Consider the following 17,961-nt stretch of genomic DNA (forward strand, 5'->3'; position numbering starts at 1 on the left):
GCCGCACAAGCCGTGGCGCCGCGCAGACCCGAATCTGAACCCTCGCGCGGCGCAGGTCAACCGGCAGCGCACCAATGCACAGGGCGCGGGGGGGCGCTAGTAGCCGGCCTGGCGCGCGCTGTCGACGAAGGGCTGCAGCGCGCCGGCCTCTGCCGGTGCCGGCATCACGCCGGGCTTCCAGTACCAGACCTTGCCATCCTTGACGCCGAGGTATTCGTCGGTGGCGCCGTAGTAGCGGTAGGTGTAGCCCAGCGCGCTACCGGTGGCCGTGTTCTTGGGCAGGAAGTTGGCGGGGTACTGGCGTTCGGCCCAGTTGAACACGCGGTCTTCGTTGGCCAGGGTCATGCCGGCCTTGTACAGCCGCAGCAACCGGCGCAGGCCCTCGGGCGGGTTCTGCGGCTCGGGCGCGCCGGTCTGGGCCTTCTGGTTGATGCCATGGCAGGAGGCACAGACGCGGATCTCGCCGCTCTGGAAGCTGAGCCAGTAGCGCTCGCGCACCACCGGCGTGCTGCCGTTGGTGAGCTGCCAGCTCATCGCCCGGCGCGCCGGCACCAGGGCTGCCACCGAGCCGTCCGGCGCCAGGGCCACCGCGCCCGTCAAGCCCTGGAACGGGTTGGCCGCCGCGGGCTCGTGCATCACCTGTGCCAGCACGCGGCGCCCGGCGGTGGGCGTGGCCGTGCCGCCGATGCCGCGGATCTGGTCGGCCTGGTAGAACTGCAGGTGGCTCACGTCGTACACCTTGCCGGGGCTGGGCGTGGCGCTGGCACCGCCCTGGACGCGCAGGTTGTAGGGTTGGTCGTGGTCGGCCTGGTCGCGCAGCGTGACGTTGCGGCTGACCATCAGGGCCAGCGCGTTGCGGCGCAGGTAGTCCTGGAAGGCGACCACGCTGACGCCCTCGTCGCTGAACACCTGCTGCTCGGGCGCCGGCAGCGCGGCGCTGCGACGCGCGGGCTTGCTGCGCGGCCGCAGCTCCACCGGGTTCATTTCCCACAGCGGCCCGCTGTAGCTGACCAGCGTGTCGGGGTCGTACCAGCTCACCGACTTGCTGATGCCCGAAGTGAGCGGCTCGCCAGCGCGGTAGGTGCCGCCGGCATCGCTGACCAGCAGCTTCAGGCGGAAGTCATAGCGCGAACGAGGCGCGTCATTGCTGCCTTCGTTGCGGTCGGCGCGTGTCTCGGTGGTGTGCGTGGCGATCACGCGGCCGTCGGACAGCGGCAGCGGGTCGCGGTACAGGCCGCTGTGCGCGGGGTCGGGGCTCTGGCCTTCCTCGGTGAAGGCGGCGGTGGCTGAAGGCGTGAGGTAGCTCACCGTCATCACGTCGGCGTTGGTCGTGGGGGCGCCGGAGAGGCTGGCGATCTGGCCCGCTGCATGGGTGCCGAATTCGGGCGCGCTGGTGCCGATGAAGCGGCCCGGGGTGCGCGGGTCTTCCTTGATCTGCAGCAGGCTGTCGTTGTTCAGCCGGTTCCGGTTGTAGCGGCCCTCGGTATTGCAGCAGGCGCTGAGGTTGGGGTCGTCGCTGAAGCTGGGGTCGCCGTAGCTGGCCAGCTCGTGGCGGCCGACGTGGTTGAGCGTTTCCTCCTCGGTGCCGTCCTCGTTGATCTGCCACGGGAAGAACTGGTTGAAGCGATGGCCGTTGACGTTGCCCTGGGCATCGCGCGGCTCGGGGAAGACTTCGCTGCGGTCGTTCAGCGCGGCGGCGTTGGCCGCTTCACTGCCGTAGTTGAAGGTGCCGTAGGTGGGGCTGTCGCGGTCGGCATCGGCCTGCTGGTCGCGCTGCAGGTGGTCCCAGCGGGTGAAGATCACGCGGCCGAAGCTGTCGATCGTCGGCGTGAACGCGCCCGAGGGCGTGTGGTTCAGCAGGAACAGGTCGCCGCTCGTCGGGTCCAGGCTCCACAGGCCGGTGACGGTGGGCGCTTCCTCGTATTCGTCGCGCTGCGGGTACAGGTGGCGCTCGCCGCTGCGCGGGCGGTCGCTGGCGAAGATGATGCGCTCGTCGGTGCCGTAGACCGCATTGACGTTGTTGAAGCTCTCGGGCTGGTTCGGCACCTTGGTGATCACCGGCGTCTCGCTGGCGCCGAGGCCGGTGACCTCGTACAGCTGCCAGTAGGTGGGCGCTTCGGTGTAGCGCACGGTGGGCGCGCCGACCACGGCGCTGAACAGCACCTTCCTGCCGTCCCAGCTGACGGCGGGGTCGCGCACCGCGATGGCGCTCGCGCCCTGCAGCCCGCTGGCGCCGAAGCCGGCCGCGGCGGTGAGGTTGCGCAGCGTGCCGTCGGTGTAGCGGATCCACAGGTCGCCGCCGCGCGGGGCTGACTGCATCGTGGCCTGGTGGTGGCCGAAGGTGGAACCGATGGTCGTGAAGTCGCTCGGCGTGGGCACCTGCGTGACGAAGACGATCGGGTAGGGCGTGGTGACCGCCGCGGGCGCGGCAGCCGCGCCGGCGGCCAGGCAGGCCGCCACGGCCCAGGTGAGGGGGGAACGTTGCGCTTGCATCATCGCCAGACCTCGGCTGCGCTGCGGATGGTGATGCGCAGTCTTGTGCAGCCGGCGTCGGCGATCAAGCCACTTTGGGCATGTGACTTTGGGATGAGCGAACCGAAGCTCAGCGGGGCGGCACGCGCGTGGCCAGCGGCGCCGGACTGTACTCGGGCCGGAAGCGGCAGCCGGCGCCGAAGCGGGACTCGAACGCGGGGCAGCGCTGCGCGATCTGCGCCGGCGTGGGCTTCGGTCCGCCCGCGGTCCACTCCAGCAGCGTGGCCATCAGCGTGGCATAGGCCGGCTCGGTCAGGAAGCTGTGCTCGTGGTCGCTGGTGAAGGTCTGCACCAGGTGGTCGGCAGTGCCGGCACGGACCATGGTGTCGCGGAAGCTGTGATCCATCTCGACGAAGGCAGTCGGGTCGTCGATGCCATGCACCGTGAGCACCGGCACCGGGATGCGGCCCTGCGGGTCGGTGTCGGCGGCGAACTGCTGCACCGCCTGCGGGTCGGCGGCGTAGCGCGCGACTGCGGCGTTCAGCGCGTCGTCGTCGGCCGAACCGCGGTAGCGCACGCCGATGTTGCCGAACGGGTTCCTGCCGCCGGTGCGGTGCTGGACGATGTCCTGGAAGTGCCAGGTGGCCCAGTTCAGGTGGCTCTGCACCGAGCGCTCGGGAATGCGGATCACGTCGACGATGGTCTTCAGCCGCCGCTGCTGCTCGGCACTGCGCTGCGCGACCGGCAGGCCCAGGCCCAGGCACTCGCGCGCGCGCTGCGACAGCTGCGCGGGCGTGAGCGCGCTGCCTGGCGGCAGGCCCATCCACAGCGGATAGTCGGGTTCGCCGGGCAGGGGATGGTTGTGGCACAGCGCCTGGTAGACCACGCGCAGGTCGAGCCGGAAGTCGTAGGCCTTCGAGCCGCCGGCCAGCACGCCGCTGGTCAGCAGCACCGCGTCGTACGGGCGGCGGCCATCGGCATCGCGTGCGGTGTAGGTTTCTGCCCCCACCGCGGCCACGCTGGCGCCCCAGGACTGGCCGTGCAGCACCGTCACCGTGGGCTGCGCCACGTGCTGCAGGAAGATGCGGCGCAGGCGCTCGGTGTCCTCGGCCGCGGCATGCACCTGCACGCCACCGTCGCGGTAGGTGGAGCCGGCCCAGGCATGGCCCATGCGCAGCATCACCGCCCAGCGCTGCAGGTCCTGGCGCGTGCGCTCGGCGCGCGGCGGTCCCAGCGTCGGGCCACCGTGGGCGTGCAGCACCAGCACGCCGGTCCAGGCCGGCGGCAGTGCGATCAGGTAGTGCGCGCCCGCCGAGTCGCGCCCGGCCAGGCAGCGGCTGCCGGTGGGCAGCTCGGCCGGGCAGGGGCTGGGCTGTGGGGCGGCTTCGGCGCTGGCAGCAGGCTTGGTGCCCGGTGCGGAGGCCGGCGGGGTGGTGCCGGCGCAGGCTGCCAGCAGCAGCGCCGAAAGCAGGGTCAGCGCGGGTCGCCAGGCACGGGTAAAGGCAGGCATCGGCATGGGTGGCAGCGCCGGCGCGGGGCCGGCGGTTCGCAAGGGTTCGACCAGACTACGCAGCGCGGCCCCCGTGGTCAAATATCGGACGTCGGCATCTCGATATCGAGAACATATGGAACTGCGCCAGCTGCGCTACTTCGTCGCGGTGGCCGAGGCCGCCCACATGACCCGCGCGGCCGAGCAGCTGGGCATCCAGCAGCCGCCCTTGAGCCAGCAGATCCGCCTGCTCGAGCAGCAACTGGGCGTGCGCCTGTTCCACCGCCATCCCAAGGGCATGAGCCTGACCGACCCCGGCAAGATCCTGCTCGAGGAGGCGCGCCGCATCCTGCAGGAGGTGGCGTCGGCGCGGCAGCTGATGGCGCGCGTGGCGCAGGGCCGCTACGGGCGGCTGGCCATCGGCTTCACCAGTTCGGCGGCCGCGCATGCCTTCACGCCCGAGGTGTTGCGCGAGTACCGCGCGCGGCACGCGGAGGTCGAACTCGAGATCAGCGAGATGAACGCGGCCGACCTCACCGACGCGGTGGCCGCCGCCCGCGTGCACGTCGGCCTGTTGCGCGTGCCGGTGGCGCGGCCGCCCGGTATCGCGTTCGAGACCCTGCTGAGCGAGCCGGTGCGCGTGGCCTTGCCGCTGGCCCATCCGCTGGCCCTGCGCGAGGGCACGGCGCGTGCGCGGGCCCGGCCCGTGGCGCTGAAGCAGCTGGCCGACGACCCTTTCATCCTGGTGCGGCGGCCTGGCGCGCCGGGCCTCTATGCGAACCTGCTGGCGCTGTGCGAGGCGCAGGGTTTCGTGCCGCGCATCGCGGCCGAAGTCGACCGCATGATGACCAGCCTGAACCTGGTGGCCGCGGGCGTTGGCGTCACCGTGGTGCCGGCCTCGATGCAGGGCGCGCATGCCCAGGCGGTGGTCTACCGTCCGCTGGCCGAGGGCGGGCGGCTGGACGCGCCGCTGACCCTGGTGTACCGCGAAGACGATTGCGAAGGACCGGCCGCTCACTTCACGAGTTTGGCACGCAGGCTGGCGAAGCGGACGCAGCCCCGAACGCGGGCCGGCGCGTGAAACCGGACCGGCGACGCCGCCGCGCGCTGTGGGGAGCCATCGCGCTGGCGTGGCCGCTGGCCGCGGCGGCCGATGCAGCGCCCTGGCCCGCGGCCGGCGCGCGGCCGATCCGGCTGATCGTGGCCTACCCGCCGGGCGGGGTCAGCGACGAGGCGGCGCGCACGCTGGCCGAGCAGCTGGCGGCCGACCTGCAGGTGCCGGTGACGGTGGAGCACCGGCCCGGCGCCGGTGGCGCCGTGGCGATGGAGGCGCTGGCGCATGCGGCGCCGGACGGCCACACGCTGGTCTTCTCGGCCATCAGCCCGCTGTTGATGTCATCGCCAGGCGGTCGACCCGCGATCGAGCTGGCCACCGTGGCGCCGGTGTTCAGCGTGATGCTCACGCCGATGCTGCTGGTGGGCACGCCGGCCTTCAGCGGCCGCGACGTCGACGCGGTGCTGCGGCAGGCACGGCTGCACCCGGGGGCCTTGCGCTGGGCCACCTCCGGCCTGGCCACCACCGGCCATCTGGTCCTCGAGCAGGTGCGTGCGGCGCGGCAGGTCGACATCACGCATGTGCCGTACAAGGGCGGCGGCCAGCAGCTGACGGACGCCTTGAGCGGCCAGTTCGAGCTGTTGTCCACCAACGTCGGCGCACAGCAGCTGGCCTTCATCCGCCAGGGCCGGCTGCGTGCGCTGGCGGTGGGCGCGCCGGCCCGGCTGGCGGTGCTGCCCGAGGTGCCCACCTTCGCCGAGCTGGGCCTGCCGCAGGCCAACCTGGCCTCGTTGTTCGGCGTGTTCGCGCCGGCGGGCACCCCGGTCCTGCGCATCGAGCGGCTGAATGCGGCCTTCAACCTGGCGCTGCGCCGCTCGTCGCTGCAGGCCCGGCTGCTGGCGGTGAACAACCTGCCCACCGGCGGCAGCAGTGCCGATTTCCTGCAGCAGATCCAGCGCGCGATCGAGGCCAGCCGGGCCTCGGCACCGCGCTGAGCCACGGGCTGCGTCCCCGCAAGGCCCCGCAGGGTCCCGTCGCGACAGAAACGCCGACAATGACGGAATGCTCCAGCAACGCACCCTGAAGTCGCTGACCCGCGCGGTCGGTGTCGGCCTGCACAGCGGCCAGAAGGTCGAGCTGACCTTGCGGCCTGCCGCGCCGGACACCGGCATCGTGTTCCGCCGCGTCGACCTGGCGCAGCCGGTGGACATTCCGGTGCGCTTCGACTCGGTCAGCGACACGCGCCTGGCCTCGACCATCTCGGCCGGCGGCGACCCCGGCGCGCCGAAGGTGCAGACCATCGAGCACCTGATGTCGGCCTGCTGCGGGCTGGGCATCGACAACCTGTACATCGACATCACCGGCGACGAGGTGCCCATCCTCGACGGCTCCGCCGCCAGCTTCGTGTTCCTGCTGCAGAGCGCGGGCATCGCGCTGCAGAACGCGCCGAAGAAGTTCATCCGCGTGCTCAAGACCGTGGAAGTGCGCCAGGGCGAGGGCAGCCGCCTGATGTGGGCACGGCTCGATCCGTACCACGGCTTCCGCCTGACCTTCGAGATCGACTTCGGCCACCCGGCGGTGGACGCCACCGGCCAGCGCACCACCTTCGACATGGGCTCGGGCCGCTACAAGCGCGACATCGCGCGCGCCCGCACCTTCGGCTTCACCAAGGACGTGGAGGCCGCGCGCTCACGCGGGCTCACGTTGGGCGGCAGCATGGACAACGCGATCGTCGTCGACGACTACCGCGTGCTCAATGCCGAAGGCCTGCGCTACGACGACGAGTTCGCCAAGCACAAGATGCTCGACGCGATCGGCGACCTGTACAACGCGGGCCATCCGATGCTGGCCAGCTACACCGCCTTCAAGAGCGGCCATGCGCTGAACAACCTGCTGCTGCGCAAGCTGCTGGCCGATGTCACGGCCTGGGAATACGTCACCTTCGAGGACGAGGCCCGGGCACCGGCCGGCTTCGCCGAACTGGCCCCGGCATGGTGATCTTCCGCCTCATCTTCGGCCTGCTGCTGCTGGGCAGCCTGATGTGCTTCGCGCTGTCGGTGGCCAGTGGCCAGCGCATCTGGCGCAAGCGCGGCCTGCTGCTGCTGAAGTGGGCGCTGATCGCCGCCGCGGGTTTCTTCGCGGTGCTGGTGCTCGAACGGCTGCCGATGCTGCTGTAGAGTCGCGGCCACGATGACGGTCATCTACTGGATCTGCGGCATCCTTTTCGTGGCCACGGCCTTCGCCTCGGGCTTCTTCTTCTTCCTGCACATCAGCACCGGCGAGCACGTGCCGCGCGAGCGCGCGGTGGCGCTGTACCGCTGGGCGGTGGTCATCGCGCTGGGCACCTTCAACATCTGGGTCTTCAAGCGCGTGATCGACGGCATCCGCGCGCTGATCCACTGACCTGCGGCGCTAGAACAGCTGCTGCGCCAGGAACTGCAGCGCGCGGCCATGCGCCAGCGCCGCGCTGGGGGCGTGGTAGGACGCACGCGCCCAGCAGTTGAAGCCGTGGCGGGCGCCGGGGTAGACGTGCACCTCGCCGCGGCTGCCCATCGCCGCGCGCACTTTCTCCACTGCGGCCAGCGGGATGTTGTCGTCGTGCTCGGCGTAGTGGAACTGCACCGGGCAGGGGATGCGCTCGGCGATCTCGAGCTGGTTGTGGATGCCGCCGCCGTAGTAGCACACCGCGGCATCCAGCCCCGCCACCGCCGCGGCATTGAAGGCCAGCCGGCCGCCCATGCAGTAGCCGATGGCGCCGAGCTTGCGGCCCGCGGCCTCGGGCCGGGCCCGCAGCGCCGCCGCGGCGGCCTGGATGTCGGCCAGCAACTCGGCCGGCTGCAGCTTGCCGGCCATCTGGATGCCCATCTGGAGCTCTTCGCCTTCGTAGCCGAGCTCGACGCGCGGCGTCTGGCGCCAGAAGATGTCGGGCGCCAGCACCACGAAGCCGTCCATCGCCAGCTGGCGCGCCACCGCGCGGATGTGCGGGTTGACGCCGAAGATCTCCTGGAACAGCAGCAGCCCCGGGCCGTTGCCGGCCGGCGGCAGCACCAGATAGCCGCTGTAGCGGCCTTCGCTGTCGAGTTCGATCCACTGGTTGATCACGGGGGTGCTCATCGTCGGGCTCCTGGTGGCGTTAGTAGCTGCGGCCTCGTTTGTACTGCGCATGGGCCCGCGGCTTCAAGGCTGTGGCCTTTGACATCGCCTCGAAGCTGCGCGCCGCATGCGCGTGGGTGATGGCCAGGCCCAGCGCATCGGCGGCATCGCTTCCGGGCAGGCCGGGCAGCTTCAGCAGCCGCATCACCATCTCCTGGATCTGTGCCTTGTTGGCCAGGCCGTGGCCGACCACCGCCTTCTTCATCTGCAGCGCGGTGTACTCGGCCACCGCCAGCTCGCCCTGCACCAGCGCGGCCAGCGCGGCGCCGCGCGCCTGCCCCAGCAGCAGGGTGCTCTGCGGGTTGACGTTGACGAAGACGATCTCCACCGAGGCGGCCTGCGGTTGATAACGCGCCATCACCTCGGCCACGCCGCTGAAGATGATCTTCAGCCGCCCGGGCAGGTTGCCGCGCTCGGCTTCCAGCGTGCTGATGGTGCCGCTGGCCACGTAGTGCAGGCGCGGGCCGTCCACTTCCACCACGCCGAAGCCGGTGCGCTGCAGGCCGGGGTCGATGCCGAGGATGCGCACGTCGCGTTCAGGGCCGCAGGTGGAAGTACCAGACGATCGAATGGAAGAACACCGGCGCCGAGAAGCAGATCGGCGCCACGCGGTCGAGCAGGCCGACCGCGCCAGTGACCGATACCGCATTGCCCCAGTGGCGCACCCCGGCGTCCTTCTTCAGCGCGCGCATCACGAACTCGCCCAGCGTGCCCGAGGCCGCGGCGATCAGCGACATCACCAGCGCCTGCGGCACCTTGATCGGCAGCGTGGTCCAGGCCAGCAGCACGCCGACGACCGCGGCCACCGCCACGCCGATGCCGAAGGCCGCATACGAGAACGAGCGGTCGATGTGGCGCGCCACCGGCCGGCGCCGCAGCCGGCGGCTGGCGAGCTCCTGCGCGATCTGGCCGATGGCGGTCACCATCACCAGCAGGAACAGCAGGAAGGCGCCACGGCCGGCGGCCTGCTTGAAATCGAGCAGCAGCAGCGCCGGCGCATGCGACAGGCCGTAGACGCAGACCATGATGCCCCACTGGATCTTGGCGTTGCGCTCGAGGAAGCGCTCGGGGTCGCCGGCCAGCGCGCTGACCACCGGGATGGCCAGGAACACGTAGACCGGGATGAACACCGAGAACAGCCCGAACTCACCGATGCCCACCAGCACGAACTGCACCGGCAGCACGACGAAGAAGGCCAGCAGCAGGCTGCGGTGGTCGCTGGCGCGGGTCTTCAGCAGCGTGATGTATTCGCGCAGCACCAGGAACGAGATCAGGCCGAACAGCAGCGTGGCACCGGCCGCGCCCGAGACCCAGGCCAGCCAGAAGATCACCGCGCTGACCCACACCGCGCGCAGCTCGCGCTGGAAGCGCAGCATCAGCACCTCGGTGTCGGCGCTGCCGTCGTCGCGCACGGTGCGCAGCGAGGCGATGGCCGACACCAGCAGCAGCACGCCGAACAGCACCACGAACAGCAGCTGCACCTGCTGGCCGCCGTCGAGCTGGCGCAGCGGGTCGAAGAGGATGCGCAGCGTCTCGATCATGCGGTGCCTCCCGGCTTCATCGCCACGACCGCATCGCGCGCCCGGGTCAGGAAGGCCCGCTTGTCCTCATCCGGCTGCAGCGTCATCGGTGCGCCGAAAGTCACGGTGCACAGGATCGGCACCGGCACCACCTCGCCCTTGGGCATGACCCGTTGCACGTTGTCGATCCAGGTCGGGATCAACTGCACGCCCGGGAACTGCTCGGCCAGGTGGTACAGCCCGCTCTTGAAGGCCTGCGGCAGACCCTTGTTGCTGCGCGTGCCCTCGGGAAAGATCACCAGCGAGTCGCCGTGCTTCAGCGCCTCGACCAGCGGCTCCAGCGGGTCCTGGTCATCGGTGCGCTGGCGGTTCACGTACACCGCATTGAAGACCTCGCGCGTGATCCAGTGCTTGAACGGGCTGGAGGTCCAGTAGTCCTTCGCGGCGATCGGCCGCGTCACCGCGCGCAGTTCGCTGGGCAGGGCAGCCCAGATCAGCACCCAGTCGAGGTGGCTCTGGTGGTTGGCGAAATAGATGCGCTGCTCGGCCTTCGGCGGGCATCCCTTCCAGTGGCCTTGCGCGCCGGTGATCAGGCGGGCAACGCTCGATAGCAAAAGGCCCATGGCCTCGGCACGGGTCATCCGCGCCGCCCGGCCGGTCCGAAGGTGCGGAGCGCCCCCTCGGGGGGCAGCGAACGCAGTGAGCTTGGGGGCATCATGGGGCGGGATCTTACGTTGGGTGTTGCCTTGGGTCCGACGCACAATCGCCTCCCATGCGAGTGCTGATCACCGGAGCCTCGGGCCGCGTCGGCCGGGCCCTCTATGTGCGGCTGATGCGCGAGCACGAGGTGACTGGCCTCGACCGCGCGCCCTCGTCGACGGCCGACCTGGTGGGCGACATCACCGACGCGAAGCTGCTCGAGCGCGCGGCCCAGGGCATGGACGCCATCGTCCACGTGGCCGCGCTGCATGCGCCGCATGTCGACCGCGTGCCCGAGGCCGTGTTCGAGCGCATCAACGTCGGCGGCACGCAGCGCGTGCTGCAGGCGGCGCAGAAGTGCGGCGTGCCGCACATCGTGTTCACCAGCACCACCGCGCTCTATGGCACCGGTTCGGCGCGCGAAGGCGAGGCCGCCTGGCTGACCGAGGACACCCCGCCGGCGCCGCGCACCGTGTACCACCGCACCAAGATCGATGCCGAGCAGCTGCTGCTGCATGCCGCGCGCAGCGGCGGCCCGAGGGTCAGCGTGCTGCGCATGAGTCGCTGTTTCCCGGAGCCCGCACCGCTGATGGCGCTGTACCGGCTGCACCGTGGCATCGACGCGCGCGACGTGGCCGAGGCGCATGCGCGGGCCTTGCACAAGCCGCCTGCCACCAGCCGGCTGTGCGTGGTCTCCGCCGCCACGCCCTTCGAACCCGAGGACGCCGAAGGCCTGATGCGCGATGCGCCGGCCGTGCTGCGCCAGCGGGCACCGGCGCTGGTGCAGACCTTCGCGGCGCGGGGCTGGCCGTTGCCGGCGGCGATCGACCGCGTCTACGTGCCGCGCCGGGCCGAGGCCGAGCTCGGCTGGCGCTCGCGCCACGGCTTCGAGGCCGTGCTGAAGCAGCTGGACGAGGAGTCGTCCGAGGTGCTGCCGCCCAAGATGAGCGACCTCGCCGGCGCGGCTACTTGATGCCGGCCAGGTAGGCGATCAGCGCCTTGCGCTCGGCCGCATCGGGCAGGCCGCCGAACCCCATCCGGTTGCCGGGCACGCGCGCGGCCGGTGCCTCGAGGTAGGCGTCCAGCGTCAGGCCATTCCACTGGATGGCGCTGCGCCGCATCGCCTCCGAATAGGCGAAGCCCGCGCTGGCCGCAGCCGTCCGGCCGTTGATGCCAAACAGCGAGGGACCCACCTTGTCCCGGCCCTCGCGCAGGCTGTGGCATTCGGCGCAATGGGTGGCGAAGAGGTCGGCGCCATCGGCCGCGGCGGCCAGGCCGGCGTGCCCCGCCAGCAGCAGGGCCGCGCCGGCGGCCAGCAGCGCGCGGCGGCGCGGGGTCAGAGCGCCAGCCATGCGAACAGCCCGAGCGTGTTGTGCGCGGATGCGCCGGCACGCTCGCCCTCGAACCTGCCGTAGCGCCAGTACTGCGCGCCCACGCGCAGGTTCACCAGGCTCAGGAAGCTCGGCGGCTCGGCGTCTTCCTTGCCCCAGGGCGTCCAGTCCAGCTGGAACAGCTGGCCGTTGGTGGCAGCCGAGGGGTCGTTGCCGCGCGTGTCGAACAGGCCGACGCTGGCGCCCCAGGTGTTGCGGAAGTGGTAGCTCGCGGCCAGCCGGCTCTGGCGCAGCGTGGCCGCCTCGCCGCCGTCGCCCGGCGTCCGCCGCTCGCGCAGGTGGCTGGCGCTGGCGGTCAACACATGCTCGCGGGTGCCGAGGAACTGGTAGGCCGCATCGACGCCCCAGTCCTTGAAGCGGTCGGCCGGCGTGCCCGGTTCGCGGTCGGGCCTCAGCGCCGCGTGCCAGCCGAAGGTGCCGAGCGAGAAGCTGCTGCCCTTCAGGTCCTTGAAGTACGCCAGGCGCCAGTAGGCGTTGCCGCCCAGGCGCTGCGCATCTTCGCCGGCGCCGAGCTTGCGCTGCAGGCTGGGCGACAGCGAACGATAGCTGCCGAGCTCAGCGTAGACCGACTGGTCCCAGAACGCGTAGGCCGAGGCCCCGAGCACGCGCTGCGCGAGGCCGCCGTCGAGCAGGCTGGCGGCTTCGCCAGTGCCGAAGCCGGCTTCCGGTCCGAAGAAGGGGAAGGACCAGGCCGGCAGCGTGTTGAACGGGTCCTGCACCGAGGGGTTGTTGTTGACCGACACGCCGACGAGGCTGGGCTTGCCGGCCCACTGCACCGGCCGGGCCCAGCGCAGATCCAGCTGGTCCAGCACGGTGCCGTGGTCGATGCCGCTGTGGGTCACCTGCACGAAGCTGCCCACCTGCCCGGCCAGGCGACCGGCGAGGAACACCGAGGCCTCGTCCAGCGTGGCGTTGTCGTTGGCCTTCAGGTGCTCGGCCGCGGGCTCGCGGTCGGCCCGGGTGTGCGCGTAGCTGCCGACCATCATGGCCGACAGCGGCAGCTTGCCGGCCTTGCCGTCGCTGTCGGTGTAGCCGCCGATCTTGAAGCGGATGCCCGCGGGCGTGAGTTGCGGGCCGAAGGCGCCGACATGGCAGCCCGCGCATTCCATGCCGGTCTGGCGCGCGAAGCTCGGCACCGCGCGGCTGGGCACCGTGGCCAGCAGCAGCAACGCGGCCGGCACCGCAGCCACGGCGGCGGTCGGCAGGCACCGGCGCCACCGCCCCATCGGGCAAGGATGGCGCGGCAGGACGGGGACAGCGGGTGCGGCCATGGGGGACAGCGGGGGTAGCCGAGGTGAGGACCATGCTCGCCGGCCCTGGCCTTCAAAACGCTGACAGCCGGCTCAGGCCCTGGGCGCGGCAGGGAATTCCACGCGTGCCAGGGTGCCCGGCCCGCCGGCCCGCGGCAGCAGCTGCACCCGCGCGCCGTGGCGATCGGCCACTTCGCGCACGATGGCCAGGCCCAGGCCGCTGCCGTCGAAGGTGTCGGACAGGCGCACGAAGCGTTCGAACACCCGCTCACGTTGCGCGTCAGGAATGCCGGGACCCTGGTCCTCGACTTCGGCGAACGCGCCGCCGCCGGGCAGCGGGCCGCAGCGCAGCGTCACCGGCGAGCCGGCCGGCGCATGGCGCAGCGCGTTGTCCAGCAGGTTGCGCAGCATCTCGCGCAGCATCCAGGCCAGGCCGGTCACCTGGGCGGGCGCGGTCTCCAGCCCGAGGTCGATGCCGCGGGCCAGCGCGGCGTCCAGCGTGTCGGAGGCCAGGTTCTGCAGCAGCTCCTGCAGGTCGACGGCGCTGCGCTTGTCGTCGGTGGATTCGTCGCGCGCGGCCTCGGTGCGCGCCAGCGCCAGCATCTGCTGCGTGACATGCGTCAAGTTCTGCAGCGAGGCCTGCAGCGCGGCCAGACGCTGCTGCATCGGGCTGCCCTGGCTGCCATGGCACAGCACGTCCAGCTGCGCCTGCAGGCCGGCCAGCGGCGTGCGCAGCTGGTGCGCGCTGGCGTCCAGGAAGGCATGCTGCGCCTCGTGCGCCATGCGCAGGCGCTCGATCAGCTGGTTGATCCCCCGCACCAGTGGCCGGATCTCGCGCGGCGCATCGGGCGCATGCAGCGGCCGCAGGTCGCCGATCTCCTGGGCCGCGGCCTGGCGGCCGAGGTCCTGCAGCGGCCGCACGCCGCGCTTGACGCCCAGGGTCACCACCAGCAGCACGGCCAGCACCATCGCGGCGTCGGAGCCCAGCCCGGCGCGCACCGCATCGCGCGCGGCGCTGCGGCGCCGTTCTTGGTCCTCGGCGACGACGATGCGTGCGCGGCCCTCGTGGCCCTGGTGCTGGTAGCTGACCATGCGCACGTCACGGCCCTGGTAGCGCGCGTCGCGGAAGCTCGGGTTCGCGGCGGGTGCCGCGGGTTCCAGCAGCGGCAGCAGACCCAGGTCGCCGGCCAGCACATGGCCGTCCTCGGCCAGCGCGACGAAAGCCAGCAAGCCCGAGGGGCGACGGCGCGCCACCTCGGCGGCGAGCGCGGCCATGTGCACGGGGCTGTCGTTGTCGGGGTCGCTCTCGATCTGCAGCGCCAGGCCGACCGCGGTGTTGGCCAGCGCCTGGTCATAGGCGGCGCCGGCCAGCGCGTGCGCCTGCCGGTAGTCGATCACTGCGCCGATCAGCGCCAGCACGGTCAAGGGCGGCAGCAGCGCCAGCAGCAGGCGCCGGGTCAGCGGAGGCCCGGCGCGGGCCTGCGGCTCAGCCCGCATCGCCGGCCGGGTCGGGCCGCCCGGTGGCCAGCTCGAGCCGGTAGCCCAGCCCGCGCACGCTGCGCAGGAGCACGCCGTTGCCGTCGAGCTTGGCGCGCAGGCGCGAGGCGCAGATCTCCACGGCGTTCGGCGTGATCTCCTTGTCCCAGGCGCTCAGGCTGTCGGTCAGCTTCTGCTTCGGCGCGACGTTGGGCGCGGCCAGCATCAGGTGCTGCAGCAGGTCCCACTCGCGCGGGGTGAGCGGTAGTTCGCGGCCGGCCATGCGGGCGACGTGCCGGCCCAGGTCCAGCTGCAGCGGGCCGAAGTCGAGCACCGAGCTGGCCGCGGCCCGGCTGCGGCGGATCAGGGCCTGGCAGCGCGCCACCAGCTCGGGCATCAGGAAGGGCTTGACGAGGTAGTCGTCGGCGCCCTCGTTCAGGCCGCGCACGCGGTCTTCCAGCGTGTCGCGCGCGGTGAGCATCAGCACCGGCACGTCCTGGCCGCGCGCGCGCATCGCGCGCAGCAGATCGAGCCCGCTCATGCGCGGCAGGCCGATGTCCAGGATCACCAGGTCATAGGCGGTGCTGCGCAGCGCGGCATCGGCCGGCTCGGCCGCGCCGATCGCGTCCACCACCAGGCCGGCCTGGCCCAGGCCGTCGCTCAGCGCGGTGCACAGCGTGGCGTTGTCCTCGACCAGCAGCACGCGCATGGCGCCGGCCCCGTGCGGGTGGCTAGTGGCGGAAGTGGCGGATGCCGGTGAACACCATCGCGATGCCGCGCTCGTTGGCCGCGGCGATGACCTCGGCGTCGCGCATCGAGCCGCCGGGCTGGATGACGCAGCTGGCGCCGGCGTCGATCACCACGTCCAGGCCGTCGCGGAACGGGAAGAAGGCGTCGCTGGCGACCGCGCTGCCCTTCAGCGACAGGCCGGCGTTCTCGGCCTTGATGCTGGCGATGCGCGAGGAATCGACGCGGCTCATCTGGCCGGCGCCGACGCCCAGGGTCATGCCGTCGCCGCAGAACACGATGGCGTTGCTCTTGACGTACTTGGCCACCTTCCACGCGAACAGCAGGTCCTGCATCTGCTGGTGCGTGGGCTGCAGCGTCGTGACGACCTTCAGCTCGCCGGCGGTGACGTTCTTCGCGTCGGCCGACTGCAGCAGCATGCCGCCGCCCACGCGCTTGAAGTCCAGCGCGTTGCCCTGCCTGGACAGCGGCACTTCCAGCAGCCGCAGGTTCTGCTTGGCCGCCAGCATGGCGCGTGCTTCGGGCGTTATCACCGGGGCGATGGCGACCTCGACGAACTGCTTCGCGTCGTTGATGGCCTGCACCACCGCGGCGTCCAGCGGCACGTTCAGCGCCAGGATGCCGCCGTAGGCGCTGGTGGGGTCGGTCTTCAGCGCCTTGGTGTAGGCCTCGACCGCGCTGCCGCCGATGGCCACGCCGCAGGGGTTGGCGTGCTTGATGATCACGCAGGCGGGGGCGTCGAAGGTCTTGACGCACTCCCAGGCCGCATCGGCATCGGCGATGTTGTTGAACGAGAGCTCCTTGCCCTGCAACTGGTGCCAGTGCGCCAGCGTGCCCGGCGCGGGCTGGCGCTCGCGGTAGAACGCCGCGCTCTGGTGCGGGTTTTCGCCGTAGCGCATGTCCTGCGTCTTTTCCAGCTGCAGCGTGTAGATGCCGGGGTACTCGGCGCGCGCCGGCACTGCCGCGGGCTTGTCCTCGGCGCCGGGCTCGAGCGCGCTCAAGTAGTTGGTGATCATGCCGTCGTAGGCGGCGGTGTGCGCGTAGACCTTGCGTGCCAGGCGGAACTTGGTGCTGCGGGTCAGGCCGCCGGCATCCAGTTCGGCCAGCACCTGCGCGTAGTCGGCCGGGTCGATCACCACGCCGACATCAGGCCAGTTCTTGGCCGCGGCACGCAGCATCGCCGGGCCGCCGATGTCGATGTTCTCGATCGCGTCTTCCAGCGTGCAGTCGGGCCGCGCGGTGGCCTGTGCGAAGGGGTAGAGGTTGATCACCAGCAGGTCGATGGTGGCGATGCCATGGGCCTTCAGCGCGGCCATGTGCTCGGGCATCTCGCGCCGCGCCAGCAGGCCGGCGTGGATGCGCGGATGCAGCGTCTTCACGCGGCCGTCGAGCATCTCGGGGAAGCCGGTCACTTCGGACACCTCGGTCACCGGCAGGCCGTTGTCGGCCAGCAGGCGCGCGGTGCCGCCGGTGGAGAGCAGCTTCACGCCGCGCTGGTGCAGCGCGCGGGCGAGGTCGACGATGCCGGTCTTGTCGGAGACCGAGAGCAGGGCAGTGGTCATGGGCGGGTGACGAGCAGCTTCGCGCGGCGCAGGCCGTTGTCGGCCAGCAGGCGCGCGGTGCCGCCGGTGGAGAGCAGCTTCACGCCGCGCTGGTGCAGCGCGCGGGCGAGGTCGACGATGCCGGTCTTGTCGGAGACCGAGAGCAGGGCAGTGGTCATGGGCGGGACTTCAGGAACGACAAAAGGAATTCACTTGATCAGCTTGTGATCGAGCAGCTTGCGGCGCAGCGTGTTGCGGTTGATGCCCAGCCACTCGGCAGCCTTGCTCTGGTTGCCTTCGGCATGCTTCATCACCACCTCGAGCATCGGTTTCTCGACCACGCCGACGATCATGTCGTGCACCGAATGCGGTTCGGTGCCGCGCAGGTCCTTGAAGTACTGCTCCAGGCTGTCGCGGATGCACTCCTCGATCTTCTTCTTGCTCATGGTCTTGTCAGGCCTCGAGGGCCAGCAGGTCGTCGTTGGCGGCCAGGCCCTGGGGCAGCAGCCGGTGGGTGTCGGCCAGCGTGTCGAAGAAGGTGGTCACCGCGGCCACCTGCGCGTCGATGCTGTCCAGCGTGTTCATGACCGCGCGGAAGGCCTCGCCGCCGGGCAGCGCGCGCACCGCCCAGCCGATGTGCTTGCGCGCGGTGCGCACGCCCAGGTACTCCCCGTACAGCGCGTAGTGTTCGTGCAGGTGCTCGACCAGCCACTGGCTGACCTCCCGTGTCGGCGGCGGGGGCAGCAGTTCGCCGCTGGCGAGGAAGTGCGCGATCTCGCGGAAGATCCAAGGCCGGCCCTGCGCCGCGCGGCCGATCATCAGTGCGTCGGCCTGCGTGTGCGCCAGCACGGCCTGCGCCTTGGCCGGTGAATCGATGTCGCCGTTGGCCACCACCGGCACGCGCACCGCGGCCTTCACCGCGGCGATGGTGTCGTATTCGGCCGCGCCCTTGTAGCCCTGCTCGCGCGTGCGGCCGTGCACCGTGAGCATCGCGATGCCGGCGCTCTCGGCCGCGCGCGCGAGGGTCAGCGCGTTGCGTTCGGTGTCGCACCAGCCGGTGCGCATCTTCAGCGTCACCGGCACGCCGCGCGGCGCGGCCTGCGCCACCACGGCCTCGACGATCGCCAGCGCCAGCGGCTCGTTGCGCATCAGCGCCGAGCCGGCGAACA

At 71.4% G+C, this 17,961-nt stretch carries 19 protein-coding genes and 1 pseudogene; 6 read left to right on the top strand and 14 right to left on the bottom strand.

Annotated elements, in window-relative coordinates; all coding sequences use genetic code 11:
- Nucleotides 1-96: 96 nt before the first annotated feature.
- Both ACILR4_RS23445 and ACILR4_RS23450 read right to left on the bottom strand, forming a co-directional pair.
- Complete coding sequence (locus ACILR4_RS23445; RefSeq protein WP_395703307.1) at nt 97-2,496, bottom strand: hypothetical protein; 2,400 nt, start codon at nt 2,494-2,496, stop codon at nt 97-99.
- Between the two features lie 106 nt (nt 2,497-2,602).
- A complete protein-coding gene (locus ACILR4_RS23450) occupies nt 2,603-3,988 on the bottom strand; it encodes a hypothetical protein (protein WP_395703308.1) in 1,386 nt (461 codons plus the stop codon).
- 109 nt (nt 3,989-4,097) lie between these two features.
- Here ACILR4_RS23450 and ACILR4_RS23455 point away from each other — a divergent pair, with 109 nt between their 5' ends.
- From ACILR4_RS23455 to ACILR4_RS23475, 5 genes are all read left to right on the top strand, one after another.
- The gene (locus tag ACILR4_RS23455) at nt 4,098-5,042 is read left to right on the top strand and encodes a LysR family transcriptional regulator (RefSeq protein WP_395703309.1); all 945 of its coding nucleotides are present in this window, start codon (nt 4,098-4,100) and stop codon (nt 5,040-5,042) included.
- Nucleotides 5,039-6,010: a tripartite tricarboxylate transporter substrate binding protein gene (locus tag ACILR4_RS23460; RefSeq protein WP_395703310.1), complete on the top strand. Its 972-nt coding sequence runs from the start codon at nt 5,039-5,041 to the stop codon at nt 6,008-6,010. Before ACILR4_RS23455 ends, ACILR4_RS23460 begins: the two co-directional genes overlap by 4 nt.
- Nucleotides 6,011-6,077: 67 nt before the next feature.
- Nucleotides 6,078-7,013, top strand: a complete 936-nt coding sequence (gene lpxC, locus ACILR4_RS23465; protein ID WP_395703311.1) for a UDP-3-O-acyl-N-acetylglucosamine deacetylase — start codon at nt 6,078-6,080, stop codon at nt 7,011-7,013.
- Nucleotides 7,007-7,192, top strand: coding sequence for a hypothetical protein (locus ACILR4_RS23470; protein WP_395703312.1), 186 nt, complete (start codon nt 7,007-7,009; stop codon nt 7,190-7,192). Before lpxC ends, ACILR4_RS23470 begins: the two co-directional genes overlap by 7 nt.
- Before the next feature lie 13 nt (nt 7,193-7,205).
- Nucleotides 7,206-7,418, top strand: coding sequence for a hypothetical protein (locus tag ACILR4_RS23475; protein ID WP_395703313.1), 213 nt, complete (start codon nt 7,206-7,208; stop codon nt 7,416-7,418).
- 9 nt (nt 7,419-7,427) lie between these two features.
- Here ACILR4_RS23475 and ACILR4_RS23480 read toward each other — a convergent pair whose 3' ends face one another.
- The 4 genes from ACILR4_RS23480 to ACILR4_RS23495 are packed head-to-tail and all read right to left on the bottom strand — an operon-like array spanning nt 7,428 to nt 10,329.
- The gene (locus ACILR4_RS23480; protein ID WP_395703324.1) at nt 7,428-8,117 is read right to left on the bottom strand and encodes a dienelactone hydrolase family protein; all 690 of its coding nucleotides are present in this window, start codon (nt 8,115-8,117) and stop codon (nt 7,428-7,430) included.
- A 31-nt stretch (nt 8,118-8,148) separates the two neighbouring features.
- Nucleotides 8,149-8,697, bottom strand: coding sequence for a crossover junction endodeoxyribonuclease RuvC (gene ruvC, locus ACILR4_RS23485; protein WP_395703314.1), 549 nt, complete (start codon nt 8,695-8,697; stop codon nt 8,149-8,151).
- Between the two features lie 7 nt (nt 8,698-8,704).
- On the bottom strand, nt 8,705-9,709 hold the full coding sequence (locus tag ACILR4_RS23490; RefSeq protein ID WP_395703315.1) for a phosphatidate cytidylyltransferase: 1,005 nt from the start codon (nt 9,707-9,709) through the stop codon (nt 8,705-8,707).
- On the bottom strand, nt 9,706-10,329 hold the full coding sequence (locus tag ACILR4_RS23495; protein ID WP_395703316.1) for a lysophospholipid acyltransferase family protein: 624 nt from the start codon (nt 10,327-10,329) through the stop codon (nt 9,706-9,708). Before ACILR4_RS23495 ends, ACILR4_RS23490 begins: the two co-directional genes overlap by 4 nt.
- A gap of 131 nt (nt 10,330-10,460) precedes the next feature.
- Here ACILR4_RS23495 and ACILR4_RS23500 point away from each other — a divergent pair, with 131 nt between their 5' ends.
- Nucleotides 10,461-11,360, top strand: a complete 900-nt coding sequence (locus tag ACILR4_RS23500; protein ID WP_395703317.1) for an NAD-dependent epimerase/dehydratase family protein — start codon at nt 10,461-10,463, stop codon at nt 11,358-11,360.
- On the opposite strand, the gene ACILR4_RS23505 is transcribed toward ACILR4_RS23500, so the two are convergent.
- The 8 genes and pseudogenes from ACILR4_RS23505 to ACILR4_RS23540 all read right to left on the bottom strand — a co-directional run.
- Entirely contained in the window at nt 11,353-11,739 is a 387-nt protein-coding gene (locus ACILR4_RS23505) for a c-type cytochrome (RefSeq protein ID WP_395703318.1), read from the bottom strand. The two genes, ACILR4_RS23500 and ACILR4_RS23505, sit on opposite strands and share 8 nt — an antisense overlap.
- The gene (locus tag ACILR4_RS23510) at nt 11,724-12,968 is read right to left on the bottom strand and encodes a hypothetical protein (protein WP_395703319.1); all 1,245 of its coding nucleotides are present in this window, start codon (nt 12,966-12,968) and stop codon (nt 11,724-11,726) included. The genes ACILR4_RS23505 and ACILR4_RS23510 overlap by 16 nt, the downstream gene beginning before the upstream one ends.
- Nucleotides 12,969-13,121: 153 nt before the next feature.
- On the bottom strand, nt 13,122-14,525 hold the full coding sequence (locus ACILR4_RS23515) for a sensor histidine kinase (RefSeq protein WP_395703320.1): 1,404 nt from the start codon (nt 14,523-14,525) through the stop codon (nt 13,122-13,124).
- Entirely contained in the window at nt 14,515-15,213 is a 699-nt protein-coding gene (locus ACILR4_RS23520) for a response regulator (protein ID WP_395703321.1), read from the bottom strand. The genes ACILR4_RS23515 and ACILR4_RS23520 overlap by 11 nt, the downstream gene beginning before the upstream one ends.
- 22 nt (nt 15,214-15,235) lie before the next feature.
- On the bottom strand, nt 15,236-16,813 hold the full coding sequence (purH, locus tag ACILR4_RS23525) for a bifunctional phosphoribosylaminoimidazolecarboxamide formyltransferase/IMP cyclohydrolase (protein ID WP_395703325.1): 1,578 nt from the start codon (nt 16,811-16,813) through the stop codon (nt 15,236-15,238).
- 33 nt (nt 16,814-16,846) lie between these two features.
- A pseudogene (locus tag ACILR4_RS23530) lies at nt 16,847-16,971 on the bottom strand (hypothetical protein); the annotation flags it as partial.
- 30 nt (nt 16,972-17,001) lie between these two features.
- The gene (locus tag ACILR4_RS23535; protein ID WP_395703322.1) at nt 17,002-17,238 is read right to left on the bottom strand and encodes a Fis family transcriptional regulator; all 237 of its coding nucleotides are present in this window, start codon (nt 17,236-17,238) and stop codon (nt 17,002-17,004) included.
- A gap of 7 nt (nt 17,239-17,245) precedes the next feature.
- Nucleotides 17,246-17,961, bottom strand: a 716-nt coding sequence (locus tag ACILR4_RS23540; protein ID WP_395703323.1) for a tRNA dihydrouridine synthase, incomplete at its 5' end; no start/stop codon positions are given.

It is taken from the genome of Aquabacterium sp. (assembly GCF_044226965.1).
Taxonomy (GTDB): Bacteria; Pseudomonadota; Gammaproteobacteria; order Burkholderiales; family Burkholderiaceae_C; genus Pseudaquabacterium.